Genomic DNA, 13627 nt, shown 5'->3' with positions numbered 1-13627 from the left:
GGAGAAGCTGTAGCTTCTCCCATTTTTTTACTATTATATGAAATTAACATGAATTTACCATTCAGATGTTTACAATGCCGGTTGAGGAGGGTATAATAAATTTACAAGTAAATATTGGTGAGACGCTTCAAACGATACTAGCAAACCAATTGAAAAATTGGGACGCAAAACTATAGGACCTTCGCGAAAGTGATGGTAGCCAGTTGCCGAAAGGGAGTTTTTTTATTGTCACGATAAAGAGGAACGTCTACCGATAAAGGCAAACCTGTTGTAAAACAGGGACGCAAAACCAAGGGTCTTCTTAGGGAGATAGCCGGTTACCGAATGGAGGTTTTTTTAATGCGTAAAATTTTAGTTGCAAGTTTATTGACTTTGTCTTTAATTTGTACGAGTGGTTTTGCTTTCGCCGATGCGGCGATCGTTTATGATTTTGACCAAGCAGAAACCGGGGTTGTTCGAGTGAAGTTGGATGATCGCTATGAAGCAGACACGATTAAAATTATGGTTGCCTATGAAGGACAAAATCCAGAGTTTTATGATTATGACCGATTTGCAGAATTTGAGTCTTATGGAATTGATGAAGGCATAGGCACATATCAAATTGGAATCTATCAAAATACGTCAGGAAATTCGTATCGATCCATCGGCATGAAAACGGTAGAAGTAGATGAGCTTGATTCGTTGCTACCATATTTAACATCGGTTCAAAGTATTCGATGGGATGCAGAAGACGAGGCGGCTGAGTTAGCGCTTGCATTAACTGAAGGAATTGAAAGCGATTGGGCAAAGGTTCAAGCGGTTCATCGATATATGATAGAGAACATTACCTATGATTATGACAAGGCTAAAGCTGTGCAAACCGGGTACTTGCCTAACAATGCAGCTACACTTGAAAATGGAAATGGAATTTGCTATGACTATTCGTCATTAATGGCTTCGATGCTTCGAAGTCTGAATATACCGACTAAGTTAGTGATGGGGTATTCGAACACGAAGGACGTTTATCATGCTTGGAATGAAGTGTATGATGCAGAGCGCGAAGAATGGATTTTGATCGATTCAACATTTGATGCCTCACTTTATCAACATGGATTTGCAGTAGAGATGGAACGCGATTTGGCAGAGTATCGGGTCGAAAAAGTTTATTAAGGGCAGAAAAACCGCGGAAGAGATTCCGCGGTTTTTTATCTTTTAATAAATAATTTGAATAGCAATGAAGAATAGAACGGCAACAATGATTGGCCAAGTGATGTAGTGGTCACTGAATCGCCGTTGATAAAGATCTGAGTCAAAATGATGGATCCGCATTAATTTTGATAGAATCAGCCGGATGGCGAAGATGCTGAAAATAGCAATTGCTGCTAACTCTAAAATAATGGGGAATGTCAAATTGGTAACTGGCGGTGTTTCCTTGAAATATGCCAATATCTCTGGGCTGGTATTTGCGTGGTTTAAAAAATATACAACCAGAGGGGTAGACAGGTTAAAGAGAAAATGGAATAACATACCGCTTAGAATCGAACCGGTGATGACAACTAAATAAGTTAAGATGATTCCTAATGCAAAGGCATAAACAAACTGATCAAGATTCAGATGAAAAAGACCGAACATAAAGCCATTCATAATGGAAAGCTTCAACAGATTTTCTTCTCGATAACCGGACAAGATAATTCCACGAAATATAATCTCTTCTAAGATCGCAGGCATAACGGCCAAACCAATAATCATTGCCAATAAATTGTCTTCCGATCCACTTGTAACGGCAAAGACGATATTGGAAGTTGTTTCTGGTATAACTAGACGGCTTAGGGTTGTCAATACGCCAACGAAAATTCCAGACATGAAGACCAAAAGAATGATCAAGAGGGTCGAACGGATCGGTAAAGCTGAGATTTGCAAAACATCAAGTGGATTCTTTCTTGCTACAATAAAGTACACGACAATAAAGGGGAACAAGGACAGCAGTTGATGATAGAGTAAGGGAAATCCTTGAAATTGCGGTAATAGTTGCAGTGCAAGTGGAACAAACTGACTAAAGAATAATGCCAGCAAAAAAGTTATATTTGTGCGGCGTATTTGATTTTCAGATTCGAACATTGATGACCTCCATCGCTGTGATACTATAATCATAACAGAATTTCATCAAGTAAAAAAGTACTAGGAATTGGTTTGTTGCGTATATGAATAAAGAAAGCGTTATTTTTGTTTTTCCTTATGATATAGTAAAAGACAAATAGTCAAGGGAGGGGTAATAGATGATACGAAGTGAAAGAATTCTTCAAGATATTCAAGCCTTGCACCAATTCAACCAAACACCTGGAAACGGATGTACAAGGTATAGTTTTTCTAAGGAAGACCGTCAGGCTCGAAATTACATTGAAATGGAGATGGAAAAAATCGGTTTACCGGTATTGACGGATGCCTACGGGAATGTGTTGATCTTTGGACAAGGAAAGTCAGACCGTCATGTGATCATTGGCTCCCATATTGATACGGTGCCAAATGGGGGCGATTATGATGGTATTTTAGGTGTCGTAAGCGGGCTTGAGATTCTACGCCATTTCCATGAGGAGAAAATTGTACCAGAGGTTGGCCTGGTTGTTGTTGCTTTTGCAGAAGAGGAAGGCAACCAATTTGGCATGCCTTGTGTAGGTTGCCACAGCATGGTTAATCTCAAACGGGAAGAGGCTTTAAACCGGGTTCGTGACGATGGAAAAACCTATCAAGAATTGATGGAGCCCTTTATTCGTGATGATGAACGAGGAAGCATGGATTTTTCTAAAATCTTGGCAATGTTAGAAATTCATGTGGAGCAGGGGCCTGTTCTTTGGAGAGAGGATTTAGAAGTAGGAATTGTAGAGGGTATTTTTGGTCTTCAAAGATATATGATTTTGGTGGAAGGTGTGTCCAATCATTCGGGTGCAACGCCGATGACTGAACGTCAAGATTCCATGGTTGCAGCTGCAAGCATGATTCAACGTGTTCGACTTCGTGGAAGGGAAGCCATGCCTCAGGTTGCTACTGTCGGTCGTATTCATTGTCATCCCAATACGGTGAATATTATCCCGGATTCGGTGGAATTCAGTGTTGAAGTGCGAGATTTCGACAAGAAGCAGATTGATGAAAGTTATGAGTTGTTATGGAAAGATTTTGATCGAATTGCAGAGACTGAGGGTGTGACGTGGTCGAAAAGACCAGTGGGTACAAGCCCAGTCATTCATTTAGATTCCGATTTAATTGGTCAGATGGATCAAATCGCAGAGAAACTTGGGGTGAAGGCGAAACGAATTGTCAGTGGTGCAGCGCATGACGCAGCGATTGTTGCAGCTTTTATTCCAACCGAGATGCTCTTTGTTCAGAGTGTGGAAGGTAGAAGTCATTGTCCGGAAGAGTATACACCGATTGAAAAAATTGTACCGGCTGTTCGTATGGCTGAACAATGGGTGCGTGAGATGAAGTCTAAATAGAAATGAGGTGAAGCCGAATGGCTTCACCTCATTTTTTATTTCAAGTTGCGGTCAAGGTTGACAACAAAATCCTGTACATTGGTTACCATGGTGGTCACCTCTAAGGTGCCGCGATCGCGGAGCTTGTTGACAACAAATTCTGAAATATCGACAGAATAAATATAGACCGGACGGATTTCCCCATCCACTTCGGTATAAGCTGGAGTCATATTGCCTGTTGCAATGGTGTGTAATTGCGTTGCCAAACAGATGACGGTCGTTGCTTTTCTGGTATGGGCACGCATGGCATCCTGTGCTTCATATACATTGCCGAATACAGGAGGCAGTGGGCCATCATCACGGATTGAACCCCCGAGTACGTAGGGAACTTGATGCTTTTCACAGGCGTGAATAATGCCGTTGTCGATTTTATATTCCTCAATAAATTTTGGAATGCTTCCGGAACGACGAACTCGATTGATCAGGTCGAGATGATTGTAATGGCCGTTTGGATAGGAAACCTGGGTGTAAATATCTTGACCCAAAGCGGTTTTCAATAAAGCGCCTTCCAAGTCGTGAGTAGCTAGGGCGTTGCCGGCCAATAAAGCATCGACGTAGCCTTTTTCTACTAAAGAGCCCACGGCGTGTCGTGCGTCATGATCGAATGAAACGGCAGGTCCAAGGACCCAAACAACATAGCCGTGTTCTTTTTCATACTCAAGTAATTGATACAAATAATCATAGTCTTTCGAATACGCAGTTTCCCGGCTTCGTCCGGTTCTGAAGGCAAATACATCGTTAGCCTCATCAGAATCTTTGAATCCTGAAGAATGGAGATAAATGCCTTGTGAGGCATCTTCGGTTCGACCAAGTACCACTTGATCCCCAACTTTTAGATTGCGAAATTCAACAATCTCAATCCCTTGTCCCGTAAAGACAGGTACGCAGTCCATCCTGCTTTGATGGGCTAAATACCATTTTCCTTGAATCTTGTAGTATTCAGGATAGACAGAAAGGGCATGATAGTTGTCTGGTGCGACACCGTCTTTTTTTACGGTTTCAAGTGTGCATTCAGGTGCATTCACGAATCGTTCTTCTTCGAAATTTGGTGCTTGATAAGTTGGCAATTGAAATTTCAAATCGTCTCCTCCTTCTCGAGTTTATGCATTATTAGTATAAACGAAAATTCATTACAAAAAAGAGTTATTAAGAAAAAGAAATAAGTGGTTGAATAGAAGTTGTTCGGTCTTATGGCATGTGTTGTCTTTGGCTAAGGTATAGACCAGTCTTGAATACATAAAATCACTGAATTTTGATGACATTGAAATTAAAAAAATGTGAAATTGTAGATGAGGGTAGAATGACACCGAGCTATTTGATTAGCAGGAGTAGAATCTTAATACCAAGGAGGGGACCAAATATGATAGGTGTTAGTAAAGTTGATTATCTAAATATATTGATTCTTGAAAGGAGTCTGTGTTTTTTTATGAGTTTAGAAAATAATGGATGCGGTTAAGTCAAGCAGAAGGTGAGTGCTGAAAAAGCATTCGCTTTTTTATAATAAATAGTAAGAAAATAAGATACCGTGGTATAATATTTGCGAGGAGATGAGGTCATGGAACAAGCCATAGCATTAGAAGGCGGCGGAGCAAAAGGGGCTTATGAAATTGGCGCATTGAGAGCCTTGAAAGAAAGAAAAATTACGATTATAGCTGTTGCAGGAACATCAATTGGTGCAATGAATGGTGCTATGATTGTGATGGATGCCATGGAAGAAGCAGAGGATCTTTGGCGAAATATTCAATTTGAAGATATTTTATCATGCCCACAAGCCTTGCAAGAAATCTTTTGGGATGAAAAATTAAATATGAAGCAGGCACAAGCAGCCTTTCAAACCTTTCGGCAAATGATTCATGATCGGGGCTTGGATTCAACACCCCTTCGGAATTTAGTGGATCGATATCTAGACGAAGATCGATTCCGAAAATCGGATATCGATTATGGCTTGGTTACCTATTCAGTGACAGATCGAAAAGGGGTTGTCAAGTTTCGTGATGAAATTCCGGTTGGAGAGTTGGGCGATTATATTTTGGCTTCGGCGGCATATCCGTTGTTTCAAATGGTGGAAATTGAGGGAAAGAAATATATCGACGGAGGGATCTACGATAATAGTCCGGTGCGCATGCTGGTGGAGAGAGGCTATAAGCAGATTATCTGTATTCAAATTGGAGCTACCCGAGTGGTTCATGATTACCCTGGTGTTAATGTGACGCATATTTATCCAAGAGTTCCGTTGGGCCATGCCTTGGATGTAAGACGCGAGAAATTGGAACTTTATACACAACAGGGGTATTTTGATACGATTCGTACCTTAGATTCCTTGTTTGGAAATCGATTCTATATTAAAGACTTGCCAAGTGAAGCAAAATTACTTGAATTGATATTGGCGTTTTACCAGGATGATTCAGAATGGATTCAATGGGTGATGGGAATGAAACCCGATTCGTTGCGAGCCATATTTGAAGAGGGATTGGGAAAGGCTTGGAAACGATATGGACTGGATCGTCATGCAGGTTATCAGGATTTATTTGTGATGATTCTTGAAGAAGCAGCGGTAGAGGCGGGTTTGGAACGGTTTAAAATCTATGACTTTTGGGATCTTGTGACCCGTATTGAAAAGGCACAACCCAAAGAACCTGTGAATTTAGGTATAAAAAGCCAAAGTCGATTGATGTCGATTGTACATCGTCGTTTGTCGAAATGGAGGAAGGTATGAATCAATTTGTACGATTGGAAATGTTGCTTGGAAAAGAGAATATGCACCACCTAGCCAATGCTCATGTTGTCATTTACGGAATTGGAGGTGTCGGTAGTTTTATTGCCGAGTCTTTGGCGCGAAGCGGTGTTGGAAAGTTGACTCTGGTAGATTTTGATACGATTGCAGAATCGAATTTAAATCGTCAGATCCATGCGACAACCGAAACCATAAATGCATCAAAGGTAGAGACCATGAAAGAACGAATTTTGTTGTTCCACCCGGAATGTAAGGTTGTTGTGCGATCAGAGAAATATTCGATTGAAAATGCAGAATCTTTTTTTGAAGAAAAGATTGATTATATCGCTGACGCGATTGATATGGTTAGCTCAAAACTTGATTTGATTTGCCGTGCAAAAGAAAAAGAAATACCGATTATCAGTGCTATGGGAACGGGAAACAAATTATTTCCCGAGCAGTTAGAGATTGCAGATCTCTATCAGACATCGAATTGTCCACTTGCCCGGGTGATGAGAAAGGAATTAAAAAGAAGAGGAATAAAAAATCATATGGTGGTTTATTCAAAAGAGAAGCCCATTCGTCCCCTTCAACTGGAGAAGGGAAAATTGCATGAAACACCAGGAAGCACTTCTTTTGTTCCCTCAACAGCTGGATTGTTGATGGCATCCTATATGGTAAGAGAATTGATTGATATGACTACGATTGAAAGAAAAGGGGAGCAAAATGTTAATACGTGAAGGAAATATAAATGACGCAAAGGCCATGATAGCCTATCTTGATGCTGTGGCAGTAGAATCAGACAACCTGACCTTTGAACCTGGTGAGTTGAAAATTACCATCGAGATCGAAGAAAAAATATTGGAGCAGGCTCAGAAGTCGGAAAAAGATGTTTTCTATTTGGCAATGGAGAACGATAAGATCGTTGGAAATCTCAACTTTCATGCAAGCACTCGAAAACGGATTGCCCATGTAGGAGAGTTTGGAATCTCTGTGAGAAAATCTCATTGGGGACAGGGCATTGGTGGCAAGTTGTTAGATCAGTTGCTTCTGTGGGCACCCAAGCATGGCATTCGAAAAATCAATCTTCGGGTGCGAGCGGACAATGAAGCGGCTATTCGCCTCTATGAAAAAAAAGGATTTTGTAAAGAAGGACACTTAAAGTGTGAATATATAATCGACGGCATTTGTATCGATCATCTTGCAATGGGTCTTGTTTTGGAGCCGCAGGATGGTCAATAGCATAAAGACAGGGTTTTGGATGGGTGTACGGACCACAGGCATGTTGGCCCGTGTGATTGCCCCGGTTTATTTTGTTGTTGCTGTTTTATCAAGGTCTGGTGGATTGGAATTGATCGCACATTGGTTTGAACCGATTATGCGAATGTTCGGGCTGCCGGGGGAGGCGGCTTTGGTCTTGGTCTTGGGTAATGCGGTGAACCTCTATGCGGCTTTAGGAGCGATTGCTGTAATTTCCCTTACACGTGGGCAATTAACGGTTCTTGCATTGATGTTAGGCTTCTCACACTCCTTATTTGTTGAATCTGCGGTTGTCAAGCAGACTGGTGTTTCTATTCGCATCATTTTGCCGCTGCGATTGGGAATGATGGTTCTAGTTGGTCTTCTTGCGGGTCAATTATTGGGAGGTGTGGCATGAATATAGTCGGATTTTTAAGGGAAACCTTCTTAGGTGTTGGATTTTCAATTTTGAAATTGTCATCAATTATCATTCCCTTGATGATTGTTATGCAAGTACTTAAGGATTATCAATGGCTAGATCGCCTTACTCGTGTTTTACAACCCCTTGGAAATAAAATTGGGATTCGAAAAGATGGATTATTTCCTTTATTGGTCGGAATTTTATTTGGAATTTCTTATGGATCTGGTGTTATTATTCAAAGTGTGGAAAGTGGCGAGATGAATGAAAAAGATCGATTGCTGGTTGCCGTATTTTTGGTGCTTTGTCATGCAGTGATTGAAGATACCCTGCTTTTTGCTGCCGTTGGGGCAAATGGATATATTTTGTTACTGACACGCGTATTGGTGGCCTTTTTAGCAACGGCTGTTTTTTCTCGTCAATATGTGAAAAAAAGAGGGGAATACGATGAAAATAGATCCGTTTAAAAAAGAATTTCAAGAGATTGCGAATCCAGATCGAGCAAGGCAAATGAAGGCGTATTTGAAGGGGCAATTTGATTTTTATGGAATTCCAGCCGGTGAGAGGAGGCGTGTTCAAAAAAAATGCTTTCTTAAAATGAGCGCAAAATCAGAACCGCTGGATCTCTTTTTTGTTCGTGCGTGCTGGGATGAGGACGAACGAGAATATCAGTACCTTGCCATTGATTATTTGCGCTTGAAGCAAAAAGAATTAGATGAGAGCCATATTCCAATGTTGATCGATTTGATTTTAAGCAAATCCTGGTGGGATACGGTGGATATGTTAGCTTCGGCGGTACTCGGTGGCATTTTGCTGGGCAAGCCAGAGTTGATGACTCGGTATCCGGATCAATGGATTGAGAGTGAAAATTTTTGGCTTAAGCGAACTGCGATTCTTTTTCAATTGAAATATCGAGATGATATGGATTTTGATCGATTAAAACGATATTGTCTAGAGAATCAAAATGATAAAGAATTCTTTATTCGAAAAGCCATTGGGTGGATTCTTCGCCAAGCATCCAAAGGCAATCCCGATCAAGTTAAAATGATTTTATCAGCAGGCGATTTTTCCGGACTGACAATTCGGGAAGCAAGTAAATATCTCGACAAGTAAGGCCTTCTTTCGGGTACAAAGATAATAAGACTGAAAGGAGGTTTTCATATGGAAAAAAGGTATGATTTGATTGTTATCGGTGCAGGGGCCGCAGGGATGGCAGCTGCAACCGTTGGGATTGGACTTGGCAAACGAGTCGCAATGGTGGAACGAGAACTATTTGGTGGTGACTGCACCCACTACGGTTGCATTCCAAGTAAGACCATGATCCGAATTTCGAGGGCTTGGCAATTTGCAAAGAACTTGGAAACCTACGGGATTCAAGGTGCAGAGAATCTTCAGTATGACTTTTCTCAGGCCATGAAACTGGTAAGCGATACCGTGAAGCGAGTGTATGAAGAGGAAACGCCAGAGGCTTTTTCAAAGTTGGGAATCGATACCTATCAAGGCCAGGCAAAATTTGTAGAAGTCAATCGAATCACGGTTGGCGATACGGTTTTGTATGGGGATAAATTTGTGATTGCGACGGGGTCTCATCAAAGCATTCCAAAGATTGAGGGGTTAAAAGAGTACCATACTCACCGTTCAATCTTTCAAATTACAGAGAATCCGAAGTCTATGGCCATAATTGGCGCGGGAAGCGTAGGTGTGGAAATCGCACAAGCCTTTCAACGATTTGGAACCCAGGTGGAATTATTCAGTAGGCATTCTTTGATTTTACCTCATGAAGATCAAGAACTGGCGGCCATTCTTTTAGAAGAGCTTGAAACCGAGGGCCTTCATTTTCATCCCAAAACCCATATTCGGTCGGTTGAGGGAGAATCTGGTGATTGGACATTGAAAGATTCAAAAGGGAAAACATATCAAGCGGCTTCGATTCTGATCGCAAGCGGGAAGGCGCCCAATACATCGGATTTGGGGTTGACCAACATGGGCTTGCTCAATGAAGCTGGGCGTTTAATTTTAAATACAAAGCTTCAAACGAAGATGCCGCATATTTATGCCGCGGGTGATGTACTGGGAGAGTATGGTTTCAGTCATATGGCGGAGCATACCGGGATTTTAGCGGCAATGAATGCAATTTTGCCAGTTCAATCAAACTATGAACGCGAAAATCTTTCTTGGGTGATTTTTTCCGATCCGGAATTTGCCCACCTTGGATTGACTGAGATGGAAGCGCGGACGAGATATGGAGAAAAGATTCAGGTTTATCGGATCCCGTATCATCAAGTGGATCGAGCGAAATCAGAAGGGAAGGAAAAAGGGATGATGAAGGTGATTGTGGATCAGCACAATCATATTTTGGGTGCCCATATTTTTGGAGAGCGTGCAGGCGAACTGATCCATGAGGTAGGGATCTATAAACAGTTTGGATTAAAACTCAGTCAGACCCAGCAAATGGTCTATGCATATCCGACGTATTCCGAGCTCTTTAAACAAGTGGGCAGGCAGGCGTATCTGGATCACTTACAAGAAAAAATGCCAGTTAAATTGTTTTCTCGTTTCCTTCAAATCGATTACGAGAAATTAAAGAACCCATTTAAACAATAGTCATGAAATTTGCTTCGTCTTATGGTATAGTAGGGATGAAATGGAGGCGGAGCAGTATGAATAGTGGAATCTTTCAGCATGAATATCAACAAATACGGAAAAAAACTCCAAAAGAGGGGACGCAATTCATTTACGAAGTCATTCGTGTGAAAAATGGATCCCCTCTCTTTTTGCGCGAGCATATAAAGCGATTGATTCAATCTCATCAGCTTGTTTTTTCTAGCGAAATGGGCTCATCTGATGAGGGTTGTCAGGAAGCCTTAAAGCAAGCGGATGGAATCGAGAAGACCTTGTGCGCAGATTGTTTGAATCTGATTCAGCGAGAGAATATTGAGAATCAAAACATACGAATTGAAGTGTTTTATCAACCCGATTTGCAAATCGCAGTGTTTGCTGTACCCAGCGCCTATCCGAGTGCGGAAGTAGTGAAGAGCGGGGTTCGATTGATCACCGTGACGGCAACGAGAGAAGATCCCCATGCAAAGACGGATCCTCGGGAATTTCGAAAGAAAATCGTGGCTAAGATGAAGCAACAAGGTGCCTTTGAAGCAGCTTTGGTGGATTCTGATGGGAAACTGACAGAAGGAACCCGGTCCAATCTTTTCTTTGTAAAGGGAGATCGCGTATTTACGCCACCAGGAGACAAGGTCTTATTGGGTATTACGCGGCAAATGGTTGTTAAAGCCTGTGAAAGGCTGGGTATTGAGCTTGTAGAAGAGAGCATAGAAGTTAAAGAGTTATTTCGGGTGAAAGCGGCATTTATGACTGGAACATCGGTGGATGTTTTACCGATTTCCCATATCAACAACATTGCCTTGCAATCTGCTGAAGACCCAATGGTGATGCAGATTCGACGTGCATATTTGGATCTGTGCGAAAAAGATTTTGAAAGGATGAGCGAATCATGTGCGGACGATTCCAACTGGATGTCTCATTAGAAACGCTAGAAGAAATGTTTGAGAGTTTGATGGTGCCTGAAAAAGAAATTTTACAAGAGGGAGAATTGACCCCGGGGCGCTTGATTTCTCATATCCAAAGAAAGGAATCAACCTTTTCTTTGCAGAATAGTCATTGGGGTGTGAAAAGAGAGAAGGGCCTGCAAATCAATGCGCGTAGCGAGGTCTGGAACCGCAGTTATCACCAGGCTCAACGCTGTATTATTCCTGCGTCCGCATACTTCGAATGGGATCAAAGATCCAAAGCAAAGGTGTGTTTTCAAACCGAGCAAAGTTCACTTTTTTTCTTGGCTGGTTTGATTGCATACAATTCAATTGGAGAGCGGCAGGCATTGATTGTGACCCGGGATGCAGAGCCAGAGATTGTGCGGATTCATTCTAGAATGCCCGTGGCATTTGATTTAGAGGCCGCGCAAGCATATTTACGCGGGTCGGATCATGGACCAAAAGAGTGGAAGACGATTCATCGGTGGCAGACCAAGGTTTTGTCGTCGGAACAGATCAGTTTATATTAAAACACGGTCATGAACCAAGTCTGTAAAAGAAAGTAAGAGATGAAGGGTTACTAGAGGATTGAATTCGGTATAGCGCTGGATTCAATCTTTTTTTGAAGGGTATTTTGGTTTCATAAAAAAACATCCAAACCATAGTAAAATTCTCTACGATTTGGATGTGTAATTTACAGATGGTTTTGTTGTTTACCGCTAGTCTAATTGTCGATTCACATGAAATCCCGGGATCAGTGTATTGATCTCTTGATAGGCATCATCCAATTGATGAGCGATAAATCGAATTTCATCCTGAGCGTGTTTCTCTGTTCGCAAGGTGATGAATCTTGTCATGGCGAAAAGATTGCCAAAGAAGTCAAGTTGACGCATGTTGGCGTTGATGACAACATAGGGAGCAACACCGATTAATCCGGCATCCATGGCTTGATCGTAAATGCTGCACGATCGTTTATAAACAGCGATCAAACTTTTTTCGATGGATTTTGCCACTGGGTGATCTCGGTCTTGAACCAGTTCAGGCGGTAAAAGTAGGCCGAAATCAACATTTGGCAAATAGGTCAAATAGTCAAAGGTACGGTGTCGAATAAATTGATGGTGACAGGCTTCGCTCATCAGCAAAGAAACATCTTTCCCAATGGCGGAAAAAGTTGTGGGCACATTGGAGAAACGGGTCATTAGACTGAGATCGCCAACGCCGCGCAAGTTCTTTATGCGATGAGTATCAAACTCACCGGTTACGTTCACAAGAGGATGAGCATAGATCTTTCTTTTTTTCTCTGCCGCCACTTCAATCGGCTGATAGAAATTATCGACATAAGACTGAAGGTAGGGGGTTGGATCAGCATGGCGAACCATGCCAGGAGAGACGATTTCTCCTTCTTCCTTCATCAGCGTCGCTGTTTCTGAAATCTCTGACGAGTATTTCTCGTGGCAGAGCAATTCGGACAATCCATCACAGAAGGCACGAAGATTAACGGCAAGTCCCATATTGGCTTTGGTAGCAAGCGGAAGGACATTTCGTGCATTTTCAAAAGCGAGTTTTTTGATATCAGATTCACTTTTATCAGGATAGCGCTCTGCGAGTAGGATTTGAAATTCTTCTTGCAATTTTTCATATTCCTTGAATGTATAGCGGCAGAAGTCGACATAGGCCTCTTTGAGTTCAGGCTTCTGATCCAGCTCTGATGGAATGATAAAATCTTTGGGCGGATTATAACGCAAAGAATACTCAATGTATGACCAATATTGATTGTTATGAAGGGTTTCTATGATCTCTGTAAACCAACGGCTTCGGTTTTCCAAGCACATTTGGATGTGATCAAGTTCCTTAATCGAAGAGTGTCCATAATTGACACCCCATTTTTCCATAAATCCGTTAGCAACGACAAAAGATTTTTTAAACTGCGAAAGAACGTCTTGTTTGGGCAAATTCACAAGATCATCTTCCACCATATGAATCAAATCATCGCGAAAGCCTTCCTTTTGTCTGCTGACTTTACTCATCAACATGGCGTTAAGAACCGAAGGTCCTAGCGGGATAAAGACGTCTTTGTCGGGATTGGTCATTAAATTGCGGTATTCTTTTTTCATTAAAATTCCCTCCTCATGATAGCTGTCTATGTGATATTATATAATAAAATCTTAAAGAACGAAATAAACGAAAGTAAGAATTGAGGATAATC

14 protein-coding genes and 2 riboswitches are annotated in these 13627 nt (G+C 41.6%); of the genes, 11 read left to right on the top strand and 3 right to left on the bottom strand.

What is annotated here, in order from left to right:
* The first annotated feature begins 129 nt into the window (after window positions 1-129).
* Window positions 130-211, top strand: a riboswitch (cyclic di-GMP riboswitch).
* Between the two features lie 37 nt (window positions 212-248).
* Window positions 249-325, top strand: a riboswitch (cyclic di-GMP riboswitch).
* A 14-nt stretch (window positions 326-339) separates the two neighbouring features.
* Entirely contained in the window at window positions 340-1149 is an 810-nt protein-coding gene (locus tag AC25CA_RS09995; RefSeq protein WP_486813692.1) for a transglutaminase-like domain-containing protein, read from the top strand.
* Window positions 1150-1191: 42 nt separating this feature from the next.
* Here the strand turns inward: AC25CA_RS09995 and AC25CA_RS09990 are convergent, their stop codons facing one another.
* Complete coding sequence (locus AC25CA_RS09990; protein ID WP_486813691.1) at window positions 1192-2097, bottom strand: CPBP family intramembrane glutamic endopeptidase; 906 nt, start codon at window positions 2095-2097, stop codon at window positions 1192-1194.
* A gap of 158 nt (window positions 2098-2255) precedes the next feature.
* Here AC25CA_RS09990 and AC25CA_RS09985 point away from each other — a divergent pair, with 158 nt between their 5' ends.
* Window positions 2256-3467, top strand: a complete 1212-nt coding sequence (locus tag AC25CA_RS09985; RefSeq protein WP_486813690.1) for a Zn-dependent hydrolase — start codon at window positions 2256-2258, stop codon at window positions 3465-3467.
* Between the two features lie 35 nt (window positions 3468-3502).
* Here the strand turns inward: AC25CA_RS09985 and AC25CA_RS09980 are convergent, their stop codons facing one another.
* On the bottom strand, window positions 3503-4585 hold the full coding sequence (locus AC25CA_RS09980) for a putative NPN-dependent ornithine cyclodeaminase (RefSeq protein WP_486813689.1): 1083 nt from the start codon (window positions 4583-4585) through the stop codon (window positions 3503-3505).
* Between the two features lie 476 nt (window positions 4586-5061).
* On the opposite strand from AC25CA_RS09980, the gene AC25CA_RS09975 reads away from it, so the two are divergent.
* From AC25CA_RS09975 to AC25CA_RS09935, 9 genes are read left to right on the top strand one after another with little or no spacing between them, the layout of a single operon-like run.
* Entirely contained in the window at window positions 5062-6222 is a 1161-nt protein-coding gene (locus AC25CA_RS09975; protein ID WP_486813688.1) for a patatin-like phospholipase family protein, read from the top strand.
* Complete coding sequence (locus AC25CA_RS09970; protein WP_486813687.1) at window positions 6219-6959, top strand: tRNA threonylcarbamoyladenosine dehydratase; 741 nt, start codon at window positions 6219-6221, stop codon at window positions 6957-6959. The genes AC25CA_RS09975 and AC25CA_RS09970 overlap by 4 nt, the downstream gene beginning before the upstream one ends.
* Window positions 6946-7461 carry a GNAT family N-acetyltransferase gene (locus tag AC25CA_RS09965; protein WP_486813686.1) on the top strand — a complete coding sequence of 172 codons (516 nt, stop codon included), beginning with the start codon at window positions 6946-6948 and terminating at the stop codon, window positions 7459-7461. The genes AC25CA_RS09970 and AC25CA_RS09965 overlap by 14 nt, the downstream gene beginning before the upstream one ends.
* Window positions 7451-7876 carry a nucleoside recognition domain-containing protein gene (locus AC25CA_RS09960; protein ID WP_486813685.1) on the top strand — a complete coding sequence of 142 codons (426 nt, stop codon included), beginning with the start codon at window positions 7451-7453 and terminating at the stop codon, window positions 7874-7876. The genes AC25CA_RS09965 and AC25CA_RS09960 overlap by 11 nt, the downstream gene beginning before the upstream one ends.
* Entirely contained in the window at window positions 7873-8343 is a 471-nt protein-coding gene (locus tag AC25CA_RS09955) for a nucleoside recognition domain-containing protein (RefSeq protein WP_486813684.1), read from the top strand. Before AC25CA_RS09960 ends, AC25CA_RS09955 begins: the two co-directional genes overlap by 4 nt.
* The gene (locus AC25CA_RS09950) at window positions 8324-8989 is read left to right on the top strand and encodes a DNA alkylation repair protein (protein WP_486813683.1); all 666 of its coding nucleotides are present in this window, start codon (window positions 8324-8326) and stop codon (window positions 8987-8989) included. Before AC25CA_RS09955 ends, AC25CA_RS09950 begins: the two co-directional genes overlap by 20 nt.
* A 48-nt stretch (window positions 8990-9037) precedes the next feature.
* Window positions 9038-10480 carry a dihydrolipoyl dehydrogenase family protein gene (locus tag AC25CA_RS09945; RefSeq protein WP_486813682.1) on the top strand — a complete coding sequence of 481 codons (1443 nt, stop codon included), beginning with the start codon at window positions 9038-9040 and terminating at the stop codon, window positions 10478-10480.
* 56 nt (window positions 10481-10536) lie between these two features.
* The gene (locus AC25CA_RS09940) at window positions 10537-11418 is read left to right on the top strand and encodes an aminotransferase class IV (protein ID WP_486813681.1); all 882 of its coding nucleotides are present in this window, start codon (window positions 10537-10539) and stop codon (window positions 11416-11418) included.
* Window positions 11385-11951 carry an SOS response-associated peptidase family protein gene (locus AC25CA_RS09935; protein WP_486813680.1) on the top strand — a complete coding sequence of 189 codons (567 nt, stop codon included), beginning with the start codon at window positions 11385-11387 and terminating at the stop codon, window positions 11949-11951. Before AC25CA_RS09940 ends, AC25CA_RS09935 begins: the two co-directional genes overlap by 34 nt.
* Window positions 11952-12140: 189 nt before the next feature.
* Here the strand turns inward: AC25CA_RS09935 and AC25CA_RS09930 are convergent, their stop codons facing one another.
* Window positions 12141-13535, bottom strand: coding sequence for an FAD-dependent thymidylate synthase (locus tag AC25CA_RS09930; RefSeq protein ID WP_486813679.1), 1395 nt, complete (start codon window positions 13533-13535; stop codon window positions 12141-12143).
* Between the last annotated feature and the right edge of the window lie 92 nt (window positions 13536-13627).

The organism is Gottschalkiaceae bacterium SANA, from assembly GCA_036323355.1.
Lineage (GTDB): Bacteria > Bacillota > Clostridia > Tissierellales > GPF-1 > GPF-1.
This window is presented reverse-complemented; position numbering and strand designations above follow the sequence as displayed.

What these genes read in the sequence shown, in the direction of transcription:
- AC25CA_RS09930 (WP_486813679.1), bottom strand. Translation starts at nt 13,535, where the DNA reads ATGAAAAAAGAATACCGCAATTTAATGACCAATCCCGACAAAGACGTC.
- AC25CA_RS09960 (WP_486813685.1), top strand. Translation starts at nt 7,451, where the DNA reads ATGGTCAATAGCATAAAGACAGGGTTTTGGATGGGTGTACGGACCACA.
- AC25CA_RS09975 (WP_486813688.1), top strand. Translation starts at nt 5,062, where the DNA reads ATGGAACAAGCCATAGCATTAGAAGGCGGCGGAGCAAAAGGGGCTTAT.
- AC25CA_RS09955 (WP_486813684.1), top strand. Translation starts at nt 7,873, where the DNA reads ATGAATATAGTCGGATTTTTAAGGGAAACCTTCTTAGGTGTTGGATTT.
- AC25CA_RS09995 (WP_486813692.1), top strand. Translation starts at nt 340, where the DNA reads ATGCGTAAAATTTTAGTTGCAAGTTTATTGACTTTGTCTTTAATTTGT.
- AC25CA_RS09985 (WP_486813690.1), top strand. Translation starts at nt 2,256, where the DNA reads ATGATACGAAGTGAAAGAATTCTTCAAGATATTCAAGCCTTGCACCAA.
- AC25CA_RS09950 (WP_486813683.1), top strand. Translation starts at nt 8,324, where the DNA reads ATGAAAATAGATCCGTTTAAAAAAGAATTTCAAGAGATTGCGAATCCA.
- AC25CA_RS09965 (WP_486813686.1), top strand. Translation starts at nt 6,946, where the DNA reads ATGTTAATACGTGAAGGAAATATAAATGACGCAAAGGCCATGATAGCC.
- AC25CA_RS09940 (WP_486813681.1), top strand. Translation starts at nt 10,537, where the DNA reads ATGAATAGTGGAATCTTTCAGCATGAATATCAACAAATACGGAAAAAA.
- AC25CA_RS09935 (WP_486813680.1), top strand. Translation starts at nt 11,385, where the DNA reads ATGTGCGGACGATTCCAACTGGATGTCTCATTAGAAACGCTAGAAGAA.
- AC25CA_RS09945 (WP_486813682.1), top strand. Translation starts at nt 9,038, where the DNA reads ATGGAAAAAAGGTATGATTTGATTGTTATCGGTGCAGGGGCCGCAGGG.
- AC25CA_RS09990 (WP_486813691.1), bottom strand. Translation starts at nt 2,097, where the DNA reads ATGTTCGAATCTGAAAATCAAATACGCCGCACAAATATAACTTTTTTG.
- AC25CA_RS09970 (WP_486813687.1), top strand. Translation starts at nt 6,219, where the DNA reads ATGAATCAATTTGTACGATTGGAAATGTTGCTTGGAAAAGAGAATATG.